General features: G+C 66.8%; 16 protein-coding genes. 10 read left to right on the top strand and 6 right to left on the bottom strand.

The window, feature by feature from the left end; genetic code table 11:
* Positions 1 to 20 precede the first annotated feature (20 nt).
* The 5 genes from gyrB to dnaA form a co-directional block, all read right to left on the bottom strand.
* Entirely contained in the window at positions 21 to 2,093 is a 2,073-nt protein-coding gene (gene gyrB / locus C7474_RS00660) for a DNA topoisomerase (ATP-hydrolyzing) subunit B (protein WP_121056727.1), read from the bottom strand.
* 123 nt (positions 2,094 to 2,216) lie between these two features.
* Complete coding sequence (locus tag C7474_RS00655; RefSeq protein WP_121056726.1) at positions 2,217 to 2,708, bottom strand: DciA family protein; 492 nt, start codon at positions 2,706 to 2,708, stop codon at positions 2,217 to 2,219.
* The gene (gene recF, locus C7474_RS00650; RefSeq protein WP_121056724.1) at positions 2,695 to 3,879 is read right to left on the bottom strand and encodes a DNA replication/repair protein RecF; all 1,185 of its coding nucleotides are present in this window, start codon (positions 3,877 to 3,879) and stop codon (positions 2,695 to 2,697) included. Before recF ends, C7474_RS00655 begins: the two co-directional genes overlap by 14 nt.
* A 32-nt stretch (positions 3,880 to 3,911) precedes the next feature.
* Positions 3,912 to 5,054 (bottom strand): DNA polymerase III subunit beta, encoded by a 1,143-nt coding sequence (gene dnaN / locus C7474_RS00645; protein ID WP_121056722.1) that lies wholly within the window; start codon positions 5,052 to 5,054, stop codon positions 3,912 to 3,914.
* A 458-nt stretch (positions 5,055 to 5,512) separates the two neighbouring features.
* Positions 5,513 to 6,808, bottom strand: a complete 1,296-nt coding sequence (gene dnaA / locus C7474_RS00640; protein WP_422385779.1) for a chromosomal replication initiator protein DnaA — start codon at positions 6,806 to 6,808, stop codon at positions 5,513 to 5,515.
* Positions 6,809 to 7,248: 440 nt separating this feature from the next.
* Between dnaA and rpmH the strand changes: the two genes are divergently transcribed.
* The 10 genes from rpmH to C7474_RS00590 all read left to right on the top strand — a co-directional run bounded on the left by rpmH (position 7,249) and on the right by C7474_RS00590 (position 14,195).
* On the top strand, positions 7,249 to 7,386 hold the full coding sequence (gene rpmH / locus C7474_RS00635; protein ID WP_036304730.1) for a 50S ribosomal protein L34: 138 nt from the start codon (positions 7,249 to 7,251) through the stop codon (positions 7,384 to 7,386).
* A gap of 9 nt (positions 7,387 to 7,395) precedes the next feature.
* Entirely contained in the window at positions 7,396 to 7,734 is a 339-nt protein-coding gene (gene rnpA / locus C7474_RS00630; protein WP_121056718.1) for a ribonuclease P protein component, read from the top strand.
* A complete protein-coding gene (yidD, locus tag C7474_RS00625; protein WP_241965036.1) occupies positions 7,731 to 8,087 on the top strand; it encodes a membrane protein insertion efficiency factor YidD in 357 nt (118 codons plus the stop codon). Before rnpA ends, yidD begins: the two co-directional genes overlap by 4 nt.
* Before the next feature lie 3 nt (positions 8,088 to 8,090).
* The gene (gene yidC / locus C7474_RS00620; protein ID WP_121056716.1) at positions 8,091 to 9,248 is read left to right on the top strand and encodes a membrane protein insertase YidC; all 1,158 of its coding nucleotides are present in this window, start codon (positions 8,091 to 8,093) and stop codon (positions 9,246 to 9,248) included.
* 22 nt (positions 9,249 to 9,270) lie between these two features.
* On the top strand, positions 9,271 to 9,774 hold the full coding sequence (locus tag C7474_RS00615; protein ID WP_422385769.1) for a Jag family protein: 504 nt from the start codon (positions 9,271 to 9,273) through the stop codon (positions 9,772 to 9,774).
* A 19-nt stretch (positions 9,775 to 9,793) separates the two neighbouring features.
* A complete protein-coding gene (rsmG, locus tag C7474_RS00610; protein WP_121056714.1) occupies positions 9,794 to 10,417 on the top strand; it encodes a 16S rRNA (guanine(527)-N(7))-methyltransferase RsmG in 624 nt (207 codons plus the stop codon).
* A gap of 148 nt (positions 10,418 to 10,565) precedes the next feature.
* On the top strand, positions 10,566 to 10,859 hold the full coding sequence (locus tag C7474_RS00605) for a GIY-YIG nuclease family protein (RefSeq protein WP_121056712.1): 294 nt from the start codon (positions 10,566 to 10,568) through the stop codon (positions 10,857 to 10,859).
* 1,077 nt (positions 10,860 to 11,936) lie between these two features.
* Entirely contained in the window at positions 11,937 to 12,860 is a 924-nt protein-coding gene (locus tag C7474_RS00600) for a ParA family protein (protein WP_121056710.1), read from the top strand.
* Positions 12,860 to 13,834: a ParB/RepB/Spo0J family partition protein gene (locus tag C7474_RS00595; RefSeq protein ID WP_121056708.1), complete on the top strand. Its 975-nt coding sequence runs from the start codon at positions 12,860 to 12,862 to the stop codon at positions 13,832 to 13,834. Before C7474_RS00600 ends, C7474_RS00595 begins: the two co-directional genes overlap by 1 nt.
* 19 nt (positions 13,835 to 13,853) lie before the next feature.
* Positions 13,854 to 14,195, top strand: coding sequence for a tryptophan synthase subunit alpha (locus C7474_RS00590; protein ID WP_121056706.1), 342 nt, complete (start codon positions 13,854 to 13,856; stop codon positions 14,193 to 14,195).
* A gap of 159 nt (positions 14,196 to 14,354) precedes the next feature.
* Here C7474_RS00590 and trxA read toward each other — a convergent pair whose 3' ends face one another.
* Positions 14,355 to 14,678, bottom strand: coding sequence for a thioredoxin (gene trxA / locus C7474_RS00585; RefSeq protein ID WP_121056704.1), 324 nt, complete (start codon positions 14,676 to 14,678; stop codon positions 14,355 to 14,357).
* Positions 14,679 to 14,740 lie beyond the last annotated feature (62 nt).

Genomic DNA, 14,740 nt, shown 5'->3' with positions numbered 1-14,740 from the left:
TCCGTCTGCCGCATCGTCGATCAGATGTCGAGGAAGCGGACGTCCTTGGCGTTGCGCTGGATGAAGCTGCGGCGGGACTCGACGTCCTCGCCCATGAGCACCGAGAAGATCTCGTCGGCGGCGGCCGCATCGTCGATGGTCACCTGGCGCAGCGTCCGGGTGTTGTGGTCCATCGTCGTCTCCCACAGCTCCTTCGGGTTCATCTCGCCGAGACCCTTGTAGCGCTGGATGCCGGAGTCCTTCGGCATCCGCTTGCCGTTCGCGAGACCGTCGGCCAGCAGCGCGTCGCGCTCCTTGTCGCTGAAGACGTACTCGTGCTCCGAGTTCGACCACTTCAGGCGGTACAGCGGCGGCATCGCGAGGTAGACGTACCCCGCCTCGATGAGTCCGCGCATGTAGCGGAACAGCAGCGTCAGCAGCAGCGTCGTGATGTGCTGGCCGTCGACGTCGGCATCGGCCATGAGCACGATCTTGTGGTACCGGGCCTTCTCGACGGTGAAGTCCTCGCCGATGCCGGTGCCGAACGCCGAGATGATCGCCTGGATCTCGTTGTTGCCGAGGGCACGGTCCAGCCGGGCCTTCTCGACGTTGAGCACCTTGCCGCGCAGCGACAGGATCGCCTGCGTCTCGGGGTCGCGGCCCCGCACGGCCGAGCCTCCGGCCGAGTCGCCCTCGACGAGGAAGATCTCGCTGATGGAGGGGTCCTTGCTCGTGCAGTCCTTGAGCTTGTCGGGCATGGATGCCGACTCGAACACGCTCTTGCGGCGCGCGGTCTCACGTGCCTTGCGGGCGGCCAGACGCGCGGTCGCGGCGTCGATCGCCTTCGTGATGACGCGCTTGGCCTGAGCCGGGTTGCGGTCGAGCCAGTCGGTGAGCTTCTCGCCCACGATCTTCTGCACGAACGCTTTCGCCTCGGTGTTGCCGAGCTTCGTTTTGGTCTGTCCCTCGAACTGCGGCTCGGAGAGCTTGACGGAGATGACGGCGGTGAGACCCTCGCGGATGTCGTCGCCGGTGAGGTTGTCGTCCTTCTCCTTGAGCAGGTTCTTCTCGCGCGCGTACTTGTTGACGAGGGTCGTCAGCGCCGCACGGAATCCCTCTTCGTGAGTGCCGCCCTCGTGCGTGTTGATCGTGTTCGCGAACGTGAAGACGTTCTCGGTGTAGCTCGTGGTCCACTGCATCGCGAGCTCGAGCGAGATGTGGCGGACGGTGTCCTCCGACTCCAGCTCGATGATGTCCTCGTTGACGACCTCGGCCTTGCGCACCTTGTTCAGGTACTCGACGTAGTCGACGAGGCCCCGCTCGTAGAGGAAGTCGTCGTGCGGCTGGGTGTCCTGGGCGGTGCCGTCGGGACCGTCGACGACATAGGTCGAGGCGGGCCGCAGGTCGCTGAGGGTGATGCGCAGGCCCTTGTTGAGGAACGCGGTCTGCTGGAAGCGCGTGCGCAGCGTGTCGTAGTCGAAGTCGACGGTCTCGAAGATCTCGGCATCCGGCCAGAAGGTGATGACCGTGCCGGTCTCCTCCGTCGCCTCGCCCTTCGCGAGCGGCCCCTCGGGCTTGCCTCCGCCCGAGAACGTCTGCCGCCACACGTGACCCTGCCGGCGGATCTCGACCTCGAACCGGGTCGACAGCGCGTTGACCACCGACGATCCGACGCCGTGCAGGCCTCCCGAGACGGCGTAGCCGCCGCCGCCGAACTTGCCGCCCGCGTGGAGGACGGTCAGCACGACCTCGACGGTCGACTTCGTCGGGTCGGAGGCGTGCGGGTCGACGGGGATGCCGCGGCCGTTGTCGATGACGCGCAGCGCGCCGTCTTCGAGGATCGTGACGTGGATCGTGTCGCAATACCCGGCGAGGGCTTCGTCGACGGAGTTGTCGACGATCTCGTAGACGAGGTGGTGGAGGCCCCGCTCACCGGTCGAGCCGATGTACATACCGGGGCGCTTGCGCACCGCCTCGAGTCCCTCGAGCACCTGGATGGCGTCCGCCCCGTACTCGTTCGTGACCTTCTCCGACGGTGCCGGGGTGGGCACCGCGCTGTCGGAAGCGATGGAGGAGTCGTCCTCGGGAACGCTGTCGGGGGTGTCTGGCGTCATGGGTTCTCGAGCGCTCCACATCGGTGTTCAAGGGTCTTCCCAGTCTACCCTTTTCCGCTCGCACCGCGCCGCTGTACGCCCCTGTGGCGCGATTTCCGCGACGCGGATGCCCCCGCACGTGGGTTATCCGTAGGTATCGCGAGGACCCCGCCCTGGAACGGCTCTCGGGCCCCATGTCCACGAGGGGACGTCCGGCCCGATGAAGCGGATGTTCTTGACACCGGCATCCGGGAACCTCCGGGCGAGCTCCGTCACGATCGCCGAACGCATGAGCTGCAGGTTCTTCGCCCAGGCCGTCGAGTCGCATTGCACGGTGAGCAGACCCTCCGACAGCGCAACCGGCGACGCGTGCCGCGCGGTCTCCTCACCGGCGGCATCCGCCCACTGCATGACGAGGTCCTCCTGGGCGAGCTGCGAGTCCCACCCCGACTGCCGGGTGAGGTCGGAGATGAGGTCGCCGATCCCTTTCGGGTCTCGGCCGGCGGTGAACGGCTGGTTCTCGTCGTCGTCGGTGCGACGGCGCTTGCGGCGCTTGGCGGCCTTCGACGGCTCCAGGCCGCGCAGGCGCAGATAGGTCGAGAGCGTCTCGGTCACGTCGTCGTCAGACACCGGCATCCTCCCGGATCGTGCCGGCCTCGACGTGGACGGTGCGCGCGCGCAGGGTGTCCGGCACATCCTCCTCGACCGCGGCCGTGACGATCACCTGCTCGAAGTCACCGACGACGCCCGCGAGGCGCGCCCGCCGGTCGGCGTCGAGTTCGGCGAACACGTCGTCGAGGATGAGCACCGGGTCGCCGAGCATCGAATGCTCGCGCAGCAGCCGCGCCGAGGCCAGGCGCAGCGCGAGCGCGACCGACCAGGACTCGCCGTGCGACGCGTACCCCTTCACCGGCAGTCCGCGCACGCGCAACAGCAGATCGTCGCGATGCGGCCCCACCAGGGTGACACCGCGCTCGAGCTCCGCCGTGCGCTTGGCGGCGAGGGCCGCGCGGAAATCGGCCTCCAGCTGCTCCTGCGTGAGCGGGGTCGACCCGGTGGATGCCGGAGTCGGGGCATCGTCGATTTCGTCGTCGTCTTCACCGACCGCACCCTCGACGGTCAGCATCCATTCCAGCTCGGGGCGGTGATCGGCGCCGGCGATAGCGGTGTACGCCTCGGCGAGGGGGCCCGCCAGATCGGCGGCGAGGGCCAGGCGACCGCGGATCACCTGGGTGCCCAGCTGCACGAGCTTGTCGTCCCACACGTCGAGGGTGGTGAGCTCGTCGCCGCGGATGCCGCGCGCCCGCGCCGACTTGAGCAGGGTCGTGCGCTGGCGCAGCACGCGGTCGTAGTCGCCGAGCACACCTGCCATGCGGGGGGCGCGCTGGATGAGCAGCTGGTCGGCGAAGCGGCGCCGGGCCGACGGATCGCCGCGGACGATCTGCAGGTCTTCGGGGGCGAACAGCACCACCTGCGCGTAGCGCGGCAGTTCGGCCGTCTTCACATTCGAGCCGTTGACGCGCGCCTTGTTCGATCCGCTGCGGTTGAGCTGGGCTTCGAGCTGCACTTTGCGCTCACCGAAGGCGAGGCGGGCGCGCACGATGGCGGCATCCCGACCGTGCCGCACCATCGGGGCGTCCTGCGAGACGCGATGCGAACCGAGGGTGGCGAAGAACGCGATCGCCTCGGCGAGATTCGTCTTCCCCTGGCCGTTGCGGCCGACGAAGACGTTCGCACCGGCGGCCAGGCTCACATCGACCGCCGCATAGTTGCGGAAGTCGACGAGGCTCAGCTGCTCGACGATCACCGCATCAGCCTAGGCCGACCGGGCGACACCGGTCAGCGCAGCAGGAGGTTCGGCTGGAGCAGGTACTTGAACGTCTCGGGCGTGCCCGAGGTCTGCGGCGTGATGAGCACGGGGCTCAGCTTGTTGGCGTTGTCGCTCGACGTGAACGTGATGCGGGTGAACTCGCTCTTGACCGCGCCGAGGGACTCGAGCAGGTACTGCGGGTTGAGGCCGAGGGTGACGTCCTCGCCGGCGAGGGTCGCGTCGACCGACTCCGTCGCCCGCGCCTGCTCGGTGCCGGAGGCGTCCATCGAGACGCCCTCCTGCGTGAAGGTGAACCGCAGCGGCGCGGACCGGTCGAGCACGAGCGACACGCGGCGCACGGCCTCGACGAGCTCGGCGGTGTTGACGACCGCGTAGTGGTCGGTCTGCTCGGGGAACAGGCGCCGGACCGGGGGGAAGTTGCCCTTGATCAGCAGCGAGGTGACGGTCTTGTTGCCGGCGGTGAACGCGATGATCTCGCGGTCGCCCGACCCCGAGAAGGCGATCTTGATGTCGCCGGAGTGCGCGAACGTCTTGCCGACCTCGGTCAGGGTGCGTGCCGGAACCAGGGCGGTCGCGGTGTCGTCGTCGGTCGCGACTCCACCGCCGTCCCACGGGATCTCGCGCAGCGCGACGCGGTAGCGGTCGGTGGCGACGAGGCTCAGCTCGGTGCCGGCGACCTCGAGCTGCACACCGGTGAGCACGGGGGTGACGTCGTCGCGCGATGCGGCGAAGGCCACCTGGGCGATCGCCGTCGCGAAGTCTTCGGCCGGGACGAGACCGGCGTCACCGGACACCTCGGGGATCGCGGGGTATTCCTGCACCGGCATCGAGGCGAGGGTGAACCGGGCCGAGCCGCACGTGAGCACGATGCCGTCCTCGTCCTGGACGATCTGGATCGGCGCGTTCGGCAGCCGGCTCGCGATCTCGGACAGGAGCCGGCCGTGTACGAGGATGGTGCCCGGCTCGTCGACGGTCGCCTCGATCGTCGTGCGGGCCGAGGCCTCGTAGTCGAAGGCGGCGAGTGACAGGCCGTCGTCGGATGCCTCGATCAGCACGCCCGCGAGGATCGGCTGCGGATTGCGCTGCGGCAGGAGCTTCACGACGAATGACACGGCTTCGCTGAATACGTCGCGATTGACGTGGAACTTCACGGGCGCTCCCTGGTCGGTGGTGAGGGCCTTCCCATGCTAGTGCCCTCGCCGTCGTGCTTCGGATGCGTTCCGCGCCGGAGGGTGCCGCACCGAGCAGGTGATCGAGCGTGGATCTCTGAGATGGTTCTTCGTCATGGTGTTAACACCTGTGGAAACTGTGGACAACTCGGTGGATCCCGCTCGGGGCGCGGAAACGACATCGCTGTAACTTGTGTGATTCCTGCGGATGGATTGCGGAGCGCGACGAATCACAACGATGTGATCCCCGGGCGTCGTCCACAGGCTTCCCGAATCCGTTCACAGGGGACTCCGCGTGTCGGATAGTTATCCACAGGCTGTCCACACTGTGCAGAACGCGAATAGTGGGGCCGAGCCGGCATCCGTGTCAAGAGCGGATGCGCGAATACGACGATCGGTGCCGCCCCGCGTCGCCGGCGGTCGCCGTGCGTCGTCGCGGGTCAGCGGCCGACGCGGCCGAGCTGAGTGGTGATCTCGCTCACCTGGTTGTAGATCGAGCGGCGCTCCTTCATGAGTTCGCTGATCTTCTTGTACGCGTACATGACGGTGGTGTGATCGCGGTTGCCGAAGAGCTGCCCGATCTTCGGCAACGACAGGTTCGTCCGCTCGCGGCAGAGGTACATCGCGATCTGACGTGCCGTGGCGATCGCCTGCGAACGGCTGGAGCCGTACAGGTCGTCGACGGACAGCCGGAAGTACTGGGCCGTCGCGGTGATGATGTCGGTCGGGGAGATCACGTTCGCGTCGTCGGTGTCGACGATGTCGCGCAGCACCGTCTGGGCGAGGGAGACGTCGAGGTTCGAGCGGTTGAGGCTCGCGAAGGCGGAGACGCGGATGAGGGCGCCCTCGAGCTCGCGGATGTTGCTCGACACCTTCGTCGCGATGTACTCCAGCACGTCGTCGGGCACCAGAAGGCGCTCCGACTGCGCCTTCTTGCGCAGGATCGCGATGCGGGTCTCGAGGTCGGGCGCCTGCACGTCGGTGATGAGGCCCCACTCGAAGCGGCTGCGCATGCGGTCTTCGAACCCGGTGAGCAGACGCGGCTGCACGTCACTGGTGATCACGACCTGCTTGTCGTGGTCGTGCAACGTGTTGAAGGTGTGGAAGAACGCCTCCTGCGTCTCGGCCTTGCCCTGCAGGAACTGGATGTCGTCGATGAGCAGGATGTCGACATCCCGGTAGCGCGCCTGGAAGGCGGACCCGCGGTTGTTGGCGATCGAGTTGATGAAGTCGTTCGTGAACTCCTCGCTCGACACGTACCTCACCTTGATGCCGGCGTACAGGCTGATCGCGTAGTCGCCGATGGCATGGAGCAGGTGCGTCTTGCCGAGACCCGAGTCGCCGTAGATGAACAGCGGGTTGTAAGCCTTCGCCGGCGCCTCCGCGACGGCGACCGCGGCGGCGTGTGCGAAACGGTTGGACTGACCGATGACGAAGTTGTCGAACGTGTACTTCGCATTCAGCCGGGTGTCGGTGCGGGAGGTGATCGACACCGGCTCGGGGAAGTCCTCGGCCGGACGGGCGACGGGCGGGATCACGGCGACGGGCGTCTCGTCCACGCGCGGAGTGGACGGCGTCGCCTGCATGAGCTCCGGGTTCACGACGACGCGGAACGCGGATGCTGCGGGCTCGGCATCCGCGTGGGCGAGGGCCTCGAGGATCGGGGCGCGCAGTCTCTTGTTGAACTGCGCCGCGGTGAGGTCGTTGGGGACGTCGAGGTACAGCGTTCCGCCCATGACACCCTGGGCGACGGCGAGATTGAGGAAGCCCTGCAGCTGCGGGGTGACACGGTCGTCGAAGGTGAGCGCGTCGAGCACGGCGGTCCAGACCGGAACGTCCGGGATCTCGTGCTGTGTCATCTGTGGCGGCCTTCGTTCGTCGTGTCGGATCCCGTGTGCGCCGAGGGGAAAGTCCTCGTCCACAGCTGTGGATAACTATCCCGGACACGCTAACGACGAGCCGGTTCACACGCAAAATCCACTGTAGTTCCGGGCCGCGTGTCGTTGCGAGGCTGGGGACGGACCCGTGGATAAGGTGTGAGTCGGCCGTGCTCGGTTTGGGTTCTCAGGCGTCCCGACGTATCCTTAGTCGGTTGACTTATGCCCGCTTGGGCAGTCCCTGTACCTGTGTCCCCGGTCTAGAGCGTTCCGGTGACCGCCGATCCGGAGTGATCCTCATGAGCAAGCGCACGTTCCAGCCCAACAACCGCCGCCGCGCCAAGAAGCACGGCTTCCGCGCCCGCATGCGCACCCGCGCCGGCCGCGCGATCCTTTCGGCTCGCCGCGGCAAGGGCCGTACCGAACTCTCCGCCTGATCGCCACCGGTGCTGGCGCGCGGGAACCGCATCACCCGCGGGGCGGAGTACAAGGCCGTCGTCCGCGGGGGTTCTCGCTGTGCCGGCGCGCATGCGGTGACGTACGTCGTGTCGACGACCGATGAACGTCCCGCGCGTTTCGGGTTCATCGTGAGCAAGCAGGTCGGCAACGCCGTGACGCGCAACACCGTGCGTCGCAGGCTGAAGTCGGTGTGCGCAGAAGCGCTGCCGACGGTACGCCCCGGCGCCGACGTCGTGATCCGCGCGCTGCCGGCGGCCGCATCCGCCCCCTACGCCGACCTGCGCTCCGAAGTGCTGCGCTGCCTGAGCCGGAAGGCCGCGGCGTGAGTTCGGCGACGCTGCCGAAATCGTCCACCGGCGACGGCGCGTTCTCGGTCGATTCCGCCATCCGCGCGATCCCCCTCCTTCCTCGCAACGCTGTGCTCGCCGCGCTGCACGGATACCGCGCGACGATCTCCCATCTGTACGGAGACGTCTGCAAGTACTACCCGTCGTGCTCCGCCTACGCCGTCGGCGCGGTGCAGCAGCACGGTGCGCTCAAAGGTGCTGCACTCACCGCTCTGCGTCTCGGCCGCTGCCATCCCTGGGCACGCGGCGGGATCGACGACGTGCCCGCACACGCGCGCTACCGGTACTCCCTGACTCCGCACGGATTCGTCGTGCCCCCCAGAAAGGACTGATCCGTGCTGGATCTTCTCTTGAGCGCCGCCGCCACGCCGTCACCGGCGGTCCCGACGCCGACGACGCCGCCGCCCGGGACGGGCATGGACTTCTTCAGCATCATCATGTGGCCGTTCAAGTGGTTCGTCGAGGCGATCCTCGTGGCGTGGCACTGGCTGTTCACGTCGATCGGCCTCGACCCGTCGGCCGGCCTCACCTGGGTGCTGGCGATCATCGGTCTCGTCGTCGTGGTGCGCTCGGCACTGATCCCACTGTTCGTGCGGCAGATCAAGAGCCAGCGAAAGATGATGGAAATCGCTCCTGAACTGCGAAAAGTCCAGGAGAAGTACAAGGGCAAGAAGGACCAGCTCTCCCGAGAGGCCATGAGTCGGGAGACCATGGCGCTCTACCAGAAGCACGGCACGACCCCGGTCTCGAGCTGTCTGCCCCTGCTCGTGCAGATGCCGATCCTGCTCGGCATGTTCTACACGCTCAGTGACGTGAAGAAGCACGCGGAGTGGGGTGTCGGCGGCGTCGGTCTGCTGAGCTCTGAACTCACCAAGCAGTTCTACGATGCGCAGCTGTTCGGTGTCGCCCCGCTGCACACCAGCCTGATGGACGCCATCAACTACAAGCCCGCCGGCTGGGAGGCGACGGTCACGATCCTCGTGATCCTCGTCGTGCTCATGATCGCGTCGCAGTTCATCACCCAGCTGCAGATCATCTCGAAGAACCTCTCCCCCGAGGCCAAGACCGGCCAGGCCTACCAGATGCAGCGCATCATGCTCTGGATCCTGCCGCTGGGCTTCATCTTCTCCGGTGTCTTCTTCCCGCTCGGTGTCGTGCTCTACTGGTTCACGTCCAACATCTGGACGATGGTGCAGCAGTTCATCGTCATCCGGAACATGCCGACACCGGGCTCCGAGGCGGCGAAGGCTCGCGAGGAGCGCCTCGCGCGCAAGGGCAAGGCACTCGACTCGTCGGGCAAGATCGTGCCGATGGAGAAGTACCAGGCCGAGCAGAAGCGACTCTACGAAGAGGCGCAGAAGGCGAAGGCGGAAGCCCCCAAGCGTCAGCAGCCGGTGAGCAAGCAGCGCGCCAAGAAGCAGGCGCAGAAGAACCGCTCGTCGACACAGCCGCCATCGGCACCGGGGTCGGGCACCGACTCTCCGACCTCCTGACCCCTGAATCCGAGGAACAGCCATGACCATGTCGAACGACACGCAGGCTCCTGCCGCTGAGCTCACGGTCGAGCAGCTCGAAGAAGAAGGCGACATCGCCGCGGACTACCTCGAGGGACTCCTCGACATCGCGGAGATCGACGGCGACCTCGAGCTGGACGTCCGCGCCGGCCGCGCATACGTCTCGGTCGAGAACGATGACGCCGCTGCGCTGGCGCTGATCTCCGAACCTGACACCGTCCAGGCTCTGCAGGAGCTGACGCGCCTCGCCGTGCAGTCGAAGTCCGGTCGCTTCTCGCGCCTGATCCTCGACATCGGAGGATCTCGGGAGGCTCGGGAGCAGCAGCTCGAGAAGCTGGTCGACCGTGCCGTCGCTCGCATCGACGACGGTGCGACGCAGGCTTCGTTGCCGGCGATGTCCAGCTACGAGCGCAAGCTGGTGCACGACATCGTCGCCGACCGCGGCTTCGTGTCGGAGTCGTACGGCGAGGGTGCAGACCGGCACACCGTCATCCGCCGCGCCTGACGTTTCACGTGAAACATCGATGATCGAGGTCGAGCCGGCGGCAGCATCCGCCATCTTCGGGGAGCACCTGGAACAGGCGCGGGCGTTCACTGCCGCCCTTGCTCAGCATGGTGAGGAACGTGGACTCATCGGTCCGCTGGAATTGCCGCGACTGTGGTCGCGTCATGTGCTGAACAGCGCGGTGGCGGCGCCGCTCTTCGCTACGGGCGCTCGAGTCGGTGACATCGGCTCGGGCGCCGGATTGCCCGGGTTGGTGCTCGCGATCGCGCGGCCCGACGTGCAGTGGGTGCTCATCGAGCCGATGGAGCGGCGGGTCACCTGGTTGAACGAGCAGGTGTCTGCGCTGGAGCTCGCGAACGTCGAGGTCGTCCGGGCGCGCGGGGAGGACTGGACGCAGGGGCCGGTGCTGGATGCCGTCACCGCCCGTGCGGTCAGCGCGCTGCGCACACTCATCCCCCTCACGGCGCCTCTCGTGCGCGACGGCGGTGAGCTGATCCTGCTGAAGGGCGCGAACGCCGCGAACGAGATCGCCGCCGCGGACAAGCAGATCCGCAAGTACAGGCTCAGTGACGTGCGCGTGGAGCCGGTCGGTGACGGTGTGATCGACGAACCCACCCGCGTCATCCGCGCCACCGTCCGCTGACCCCCGCTGTTCGGGTGGTTGAGTAGCCAGCAAGCCGGCGTATCGAAACCCGTGCCAACTCTCCTCCCCAAGGGAGCGACGCACTCAGTGTTCCCCGATCGCAGCATCCGGTCCCCCGATCGGCCGAGCCGCGGCCGAGACTGCTCTCATGCCGCACATGTACATCCTCGAATGCGCCGATGGATCCTTCTACGTCGGCAGCACGCGGAATCTGGACAAGCGCCTCTGGGAACATGAGTCCGGTCTGGGTGCTGCGTATACGCGCCACCGTCGCCCGGTACGTCTTGTCTACTGCGAGGAGTTCACCCGGGTCGATGACGCGTTCGCACGCGAGAAGCAGGTCCAAGGGTGGAGCCGCGCCAAGGGCATCGCCCTGATCGAGGAACGCGGCGCCGAGGACCTGCCGGCACTCAGCCGCAAGAAACCACGTCGCGAGCGATGACGTTGTTTCACGTGAAACAGTCAGGGCGGTGTGGTTTCGACACGCGGCCTTCGGCCGCTACTCAACCACCGGGTGTTCGGAGGTACACAGGTCGCCCTCACCGGTGGTTGAGTAGCCGACGCAGTCGGCGTATCGAAACCACTCCACCGCGAGTGTTTCACGTGAAACGGAGGCGCGGCCGTGGTTCCGATACGCGCCCTTCAGTCGCTACTCAACCACCGGGGCGAGCCAGTAACTACTGCTCGTCCGTCCATCCCGATGGTTGAGTAGCTGCGAAGCCGGCGTATCGAATCCATGCGTCGTGGGTGTTTCACGTGAAACGGGTGGCGGGCTGTGGTTTCGATAGGCGGCCTTCGGCCGCTACTCAACCACCGGGGTGAGCGGTGATCTGCAGCTCGGCCTTGTCGGTGGTTGAGTAGCCGACGCAGTCGGCGTATCGAAACCACTCCACCGCGAGTGTTTCACGTGAAACGGAGGCGCGGCCGTGGTTTCGATACGTGCCCTTCAGTCGCCACTCAACCACCGGGGTGAGCCAATAACTACTGCTCGTCCGTCCATCCCGATGGTTGAGTAGCCGGCGAAGCCGGCGTATCGAAACCATGCGTGGTGGGTGTTTCACGTGAAAGAAGCTGGTGTTTGTGGTTTCGATACGCGGCCTTCAGCCGTTACTCAACCACCGGGGTGGGCTGGGAACTACTGCTCGTCCGTCCATACCGATGGTTGAGTAGCTGCGAAGCCGGCGTATCGAAACCACACGGTCGAGGGTGTTTCACGTGAAACGGGTGGCGGGCTGTGGTTTCGATAGGCGGCCCTTGGCCGCTACTCAACCACCGGCTGAGCCGTGATCTGCTACTCGCCGCCACCGGTGGTTGAGTAGCCGACGCAGTCGGCGTAACGAAACCACACGGTCGAGGGTGTTTCACGTGAAACGGGGGGCCGGCTGTGGTTTCGATACGCGGCCTTCGGCCGCTACTCAACCACCGGAGTGGCCGGCATTGGCTCGGTGTTTCACGTGAAACGGCGGGCGGGGGTGGGCTCGACTAAAGTGGGAGAGTCCCCCACGACAGGAGTTTTCAGGTGCAGGATTCGGACGACGCGGCCGCACCGTTCTCCATCGACGACAGCCCCATCGCCCGCGAACTGGCCGATCTGACCTCGCGCCGGAAGGTGCTCGACGGTGTCTCGCTGGCGTTCGATGGACCGGCACGCGTGATCACGGTGTCCAACCAGAAGGGCGGGGTCGGCAAGACCACGACCACGGTGAACATCGCTTCCGCGCTCGCGTCGCTCGGCGCTCGGGTGCTCGTGATCGACCTCGATCCTCAGGGCAACGCATCGACGGCGCTCGGAGTGCCGCACACCGCGGACACGCCGAGCGTCTACGACGTCCTGATCGACGAGTTCCCCCTCGCCGACATCATCCAGATCTCGCCGGAATCCGACCGGCTCTTCTGTGCACCCAGCACGATCCATCTCGCCGGCGCCGAGATCGAACTCGTCTCCCAGGTGGCGCGCGAGCATCGGCTGCGTACGGCACTCGACGACTATCTGGCCGGCGATGTCCAACCTGTCGACTTCGTGCTCATCGACTGCCCGCCGTCACTCGGACTGCTCACGATCAACGCGTTCACCGCCGCGCATGAGCTCATGATCCCGATCCAGTGCGAGTACTACGCCCTGGAAGGCCTCAGTCAGCTGCTCGGCAGCGTGCGGATGATCCAGAAGCACTTGAATCCGCGACTGCACCTGTCGACGATCCTGCTGACCATGTACGACGGGCGCACCCGCCTCGCCCAGCAGGTCGCCGATGAGGTGCGCTCGCACTTCACCGAGCAGGTGTTGCGCACGGTGATCCCGCGCTCCGTGCGCGTCTCCGAGGCGCCGAGCTTCGGTCAGACGGTGATCGCCTACGATGGTGCGTCGGCCGGGGCCGTCGCCTACCGCGAGGCGGCGGTGGAAATGGCCCGACGTGGGCAGAACAACAACGAAGGGGCATCCTGATGGCGAAGCGAACCGGTCTGGGGCGTGGCATCGGCGCGCTCATCCCCACTGCAGCGGATTCCGATGAAGCACGTCCGGTGGACGTCTTCTTTCCGGGTGCATCCCGCCCGACGGCGACCGCTGAACGGTCGACGGATACCGAGCCCGGGGAGGAGCTGCTGAGCATCCCGGGTGCGCGCCTCATCCAGGTCGATCCGAACGCCGTCGTCCCGAACCCGCGGCAGCCGCGTACGCACTTCGACCAGGACGACCTCGCGGAACTCGTCCACTCGGTGCGCGAGTTCGGCGTGCTGCAGCCCATCGTGGTGCGCACGAACGAGGCGGGCGAATACGAGCTCATCATGGGGGAGCGGCGCACGCGGGCGTCGCGTGAAGCAGGGCTCACCTCGATCCCCGCGATCCTGCGCGACACGACCGACGAGAACCTGCTCCGCGACGCGCTCCTCGAGAACCTGCACCGTTCCGAGCTGAATCCGCTCGAGGAGGCGTCGGCCTACCAGCAGCTTCTGGAGGACTTCGGCATCACGCAGGAGGAGCTTGCGGGCCGCATCGGACGCTCCCGTCCCCAGATCAGCAACACCATCCGCCTGCTCAAGCTGCCGGTACCGGTGCAGCAGCGCGTCGCCGCGGGTGTGCTGAGCGCGGGTCATGCGCGCGCCATCCTGTCGCTCGCCGACCCGGAGGCGATGCAGCGCCTCTCCGACAAGATCGTCAACGAAGATCTCTCGGTGCGTGCGGCGGAGGCGGCCGCGAAGCTCCCGGGTGCCGGCGGCACGAAGACACCGGCTCCCAAGGCCGGCGCTCGACGCGCCCATCTGGACGAAGTCGCGGAGCGACTCGGAGACCGACTGAACACGAAGGTCAGGATCAGTCTGAGCGCGAAGAAGGGCCAGATCAACATCGACTTCGCGTCGATCCAGGACCTCAATCGGATCCTCGCCGACATCGGGGAAACGGAGTACGGCGCCTTCTGACGCGCGTACCCTGGAGAGCGTGACCGATCAGCCCGAGCTTCCACGCCGCGCCAGCCTCGAGCTGTTGCGCGCCGAGGCGGCCGACGAGCTGTCGGTGCTCGTGGAAGAGCGCCTGCGCGCAGGGGAGGACCCCTGGGACTTCATGGAAGACCTCCCGAGCGTCGACGAGCTGGTCGTGCTGATGCTGCGCGCCGAGAACATCGCCTCCGACGGAGGAGTACGCCCGACCGAGTCGCGGAACTACCGGGTGCTCCGTCAGATCGCGCTCGAGCATCCGCCGCTCACCCGCGCCGTGTGGCGTCTTCTCGGGCGGGAGCCACACCGGCGCTGGGACGCGTCGACACGCGCCGAAGCCTCGTGAACGACCACCCGTAGACAGCGGAATCCCCGACCAGAATCAGCTTCTGATCGGGGATTCTTTGCTGGTTGGCGTGGTTTCGATACGCCCGCTGCGCGGGCTACTCAACCACCGGAGAGGACGCCCGCTGCGCGGGCTACTCAACCACCGGGACCGGGGAGGTCAGGCGAGGTAGGCGGCGAGGTCCTGCTCGAGGGCGAACTTCGGCTTCGCGCCGATGATGGTCGTCGCGACCTCGCCCTTCTGGAACACCTTCATCGCCGGGATCGAGGTGATCTGGTACTTCATCGCGAGCTGCGGGTTCTCGTCGACGTTGAGCTTGAGGACGGTCAGCTTGTCGCCGTTCTCGGTCGCGATCTCGTCGAGGATCGGGCCGACCATGCGGCACGGGCCGCACCACTCGGCCCAGAAGTCCACCAGGACCGGACCCTCGGCGTCGATGACGTCCTGCTGCCAGGTGCTCTCGCTCGTGGCCTTTGCGGTCATGTCAATGTCTCCTTCGTGTGCGGGTATCCCAGGCGGGACCCGTCTTCTGCCCCAACGCGCAT

It is taken from the genome of Microbacterium telephonicum (assembly GCF_003651225.1).
Lineage (GTDB): Bacteria > Actinomycetota > Actinomycetes > Actinomycetales > Microbacteriaceae > Microbacterium > Microbacterium telephonicum.
The sequence above is the reverse complement of the archived record's forward strand: the minus strand, read 5'-3'. Positions and strand labels throughout refer to the sequence as shown.

What these genes read in the sequence shown, in the direction of transcription:
- gyrB (WP_121056727.1), bottom strand. Translation starts at nt 2,093, where the DNA reads ATGACGCCAGACACCCCCGACAGCGTTCCCGAGGACGACTCCTCCATC.
- C7474_RS00605 (WP_121056712.1), top strand. Translation starts at nt 10,566, where the DNA reads ATGCCGCACATGTACATCCTCGAATGCGCCGATGGATCCTTCTACGTC.
- C7474_RS00595 (WP_121056708.1), top strand. Translation starts at nt 12,860, where the DNA reads ATGGCGAAGCGAACCGGTCTGGGGCGTGGCATCGGCGCGCTCATCCCC.
- trxA (WP_121056704.1), bottom strand. Translation starts at nt 14,678, where the DNA reads ATGACCGCAAAGGCCACGAGCGAGAGCACCTGGCAGCAGGACGTCATC.
- rpmH (WP_036304730.1), top strand. Translation starts at nt 7,249, where the DNA reads ATGAGCAAGCGCACGTTCCAGCCCAACAACCGCCGCCGCGCCAAGAAG.
- dnaA (WP_422385779.1), bottom strand. Translation starts at nt 6,808, where the DNA reads ATGGGCGGAACGCTGTACCTCGACGTCCCCAACGACCTCACCGCGGCG.
- C7474_RS00615 (WP_422385769.1), top strand. Translation starts at nt 9,271, where the DNA reads ATGACCATGTCGAACGACACGCAGGCTCCTGCCGCTGAGCTCACGGTC.
- rsmG (WP_121056714.1), top strand. Translation starts at nt 9,794, where the DNA reads ATGATCGAGGTCGAGCCGGCGGCAGCATCCGCCATCTTCGGGGAGCAC.
- C7474_RS00655 (WP_121056726.1), bottom strand. Translation starts at nt 2,708, where the DNA reads ATGCCGGTGTCTGACGACGACGTGACCGAGACGCTCTCGACCTATCTG.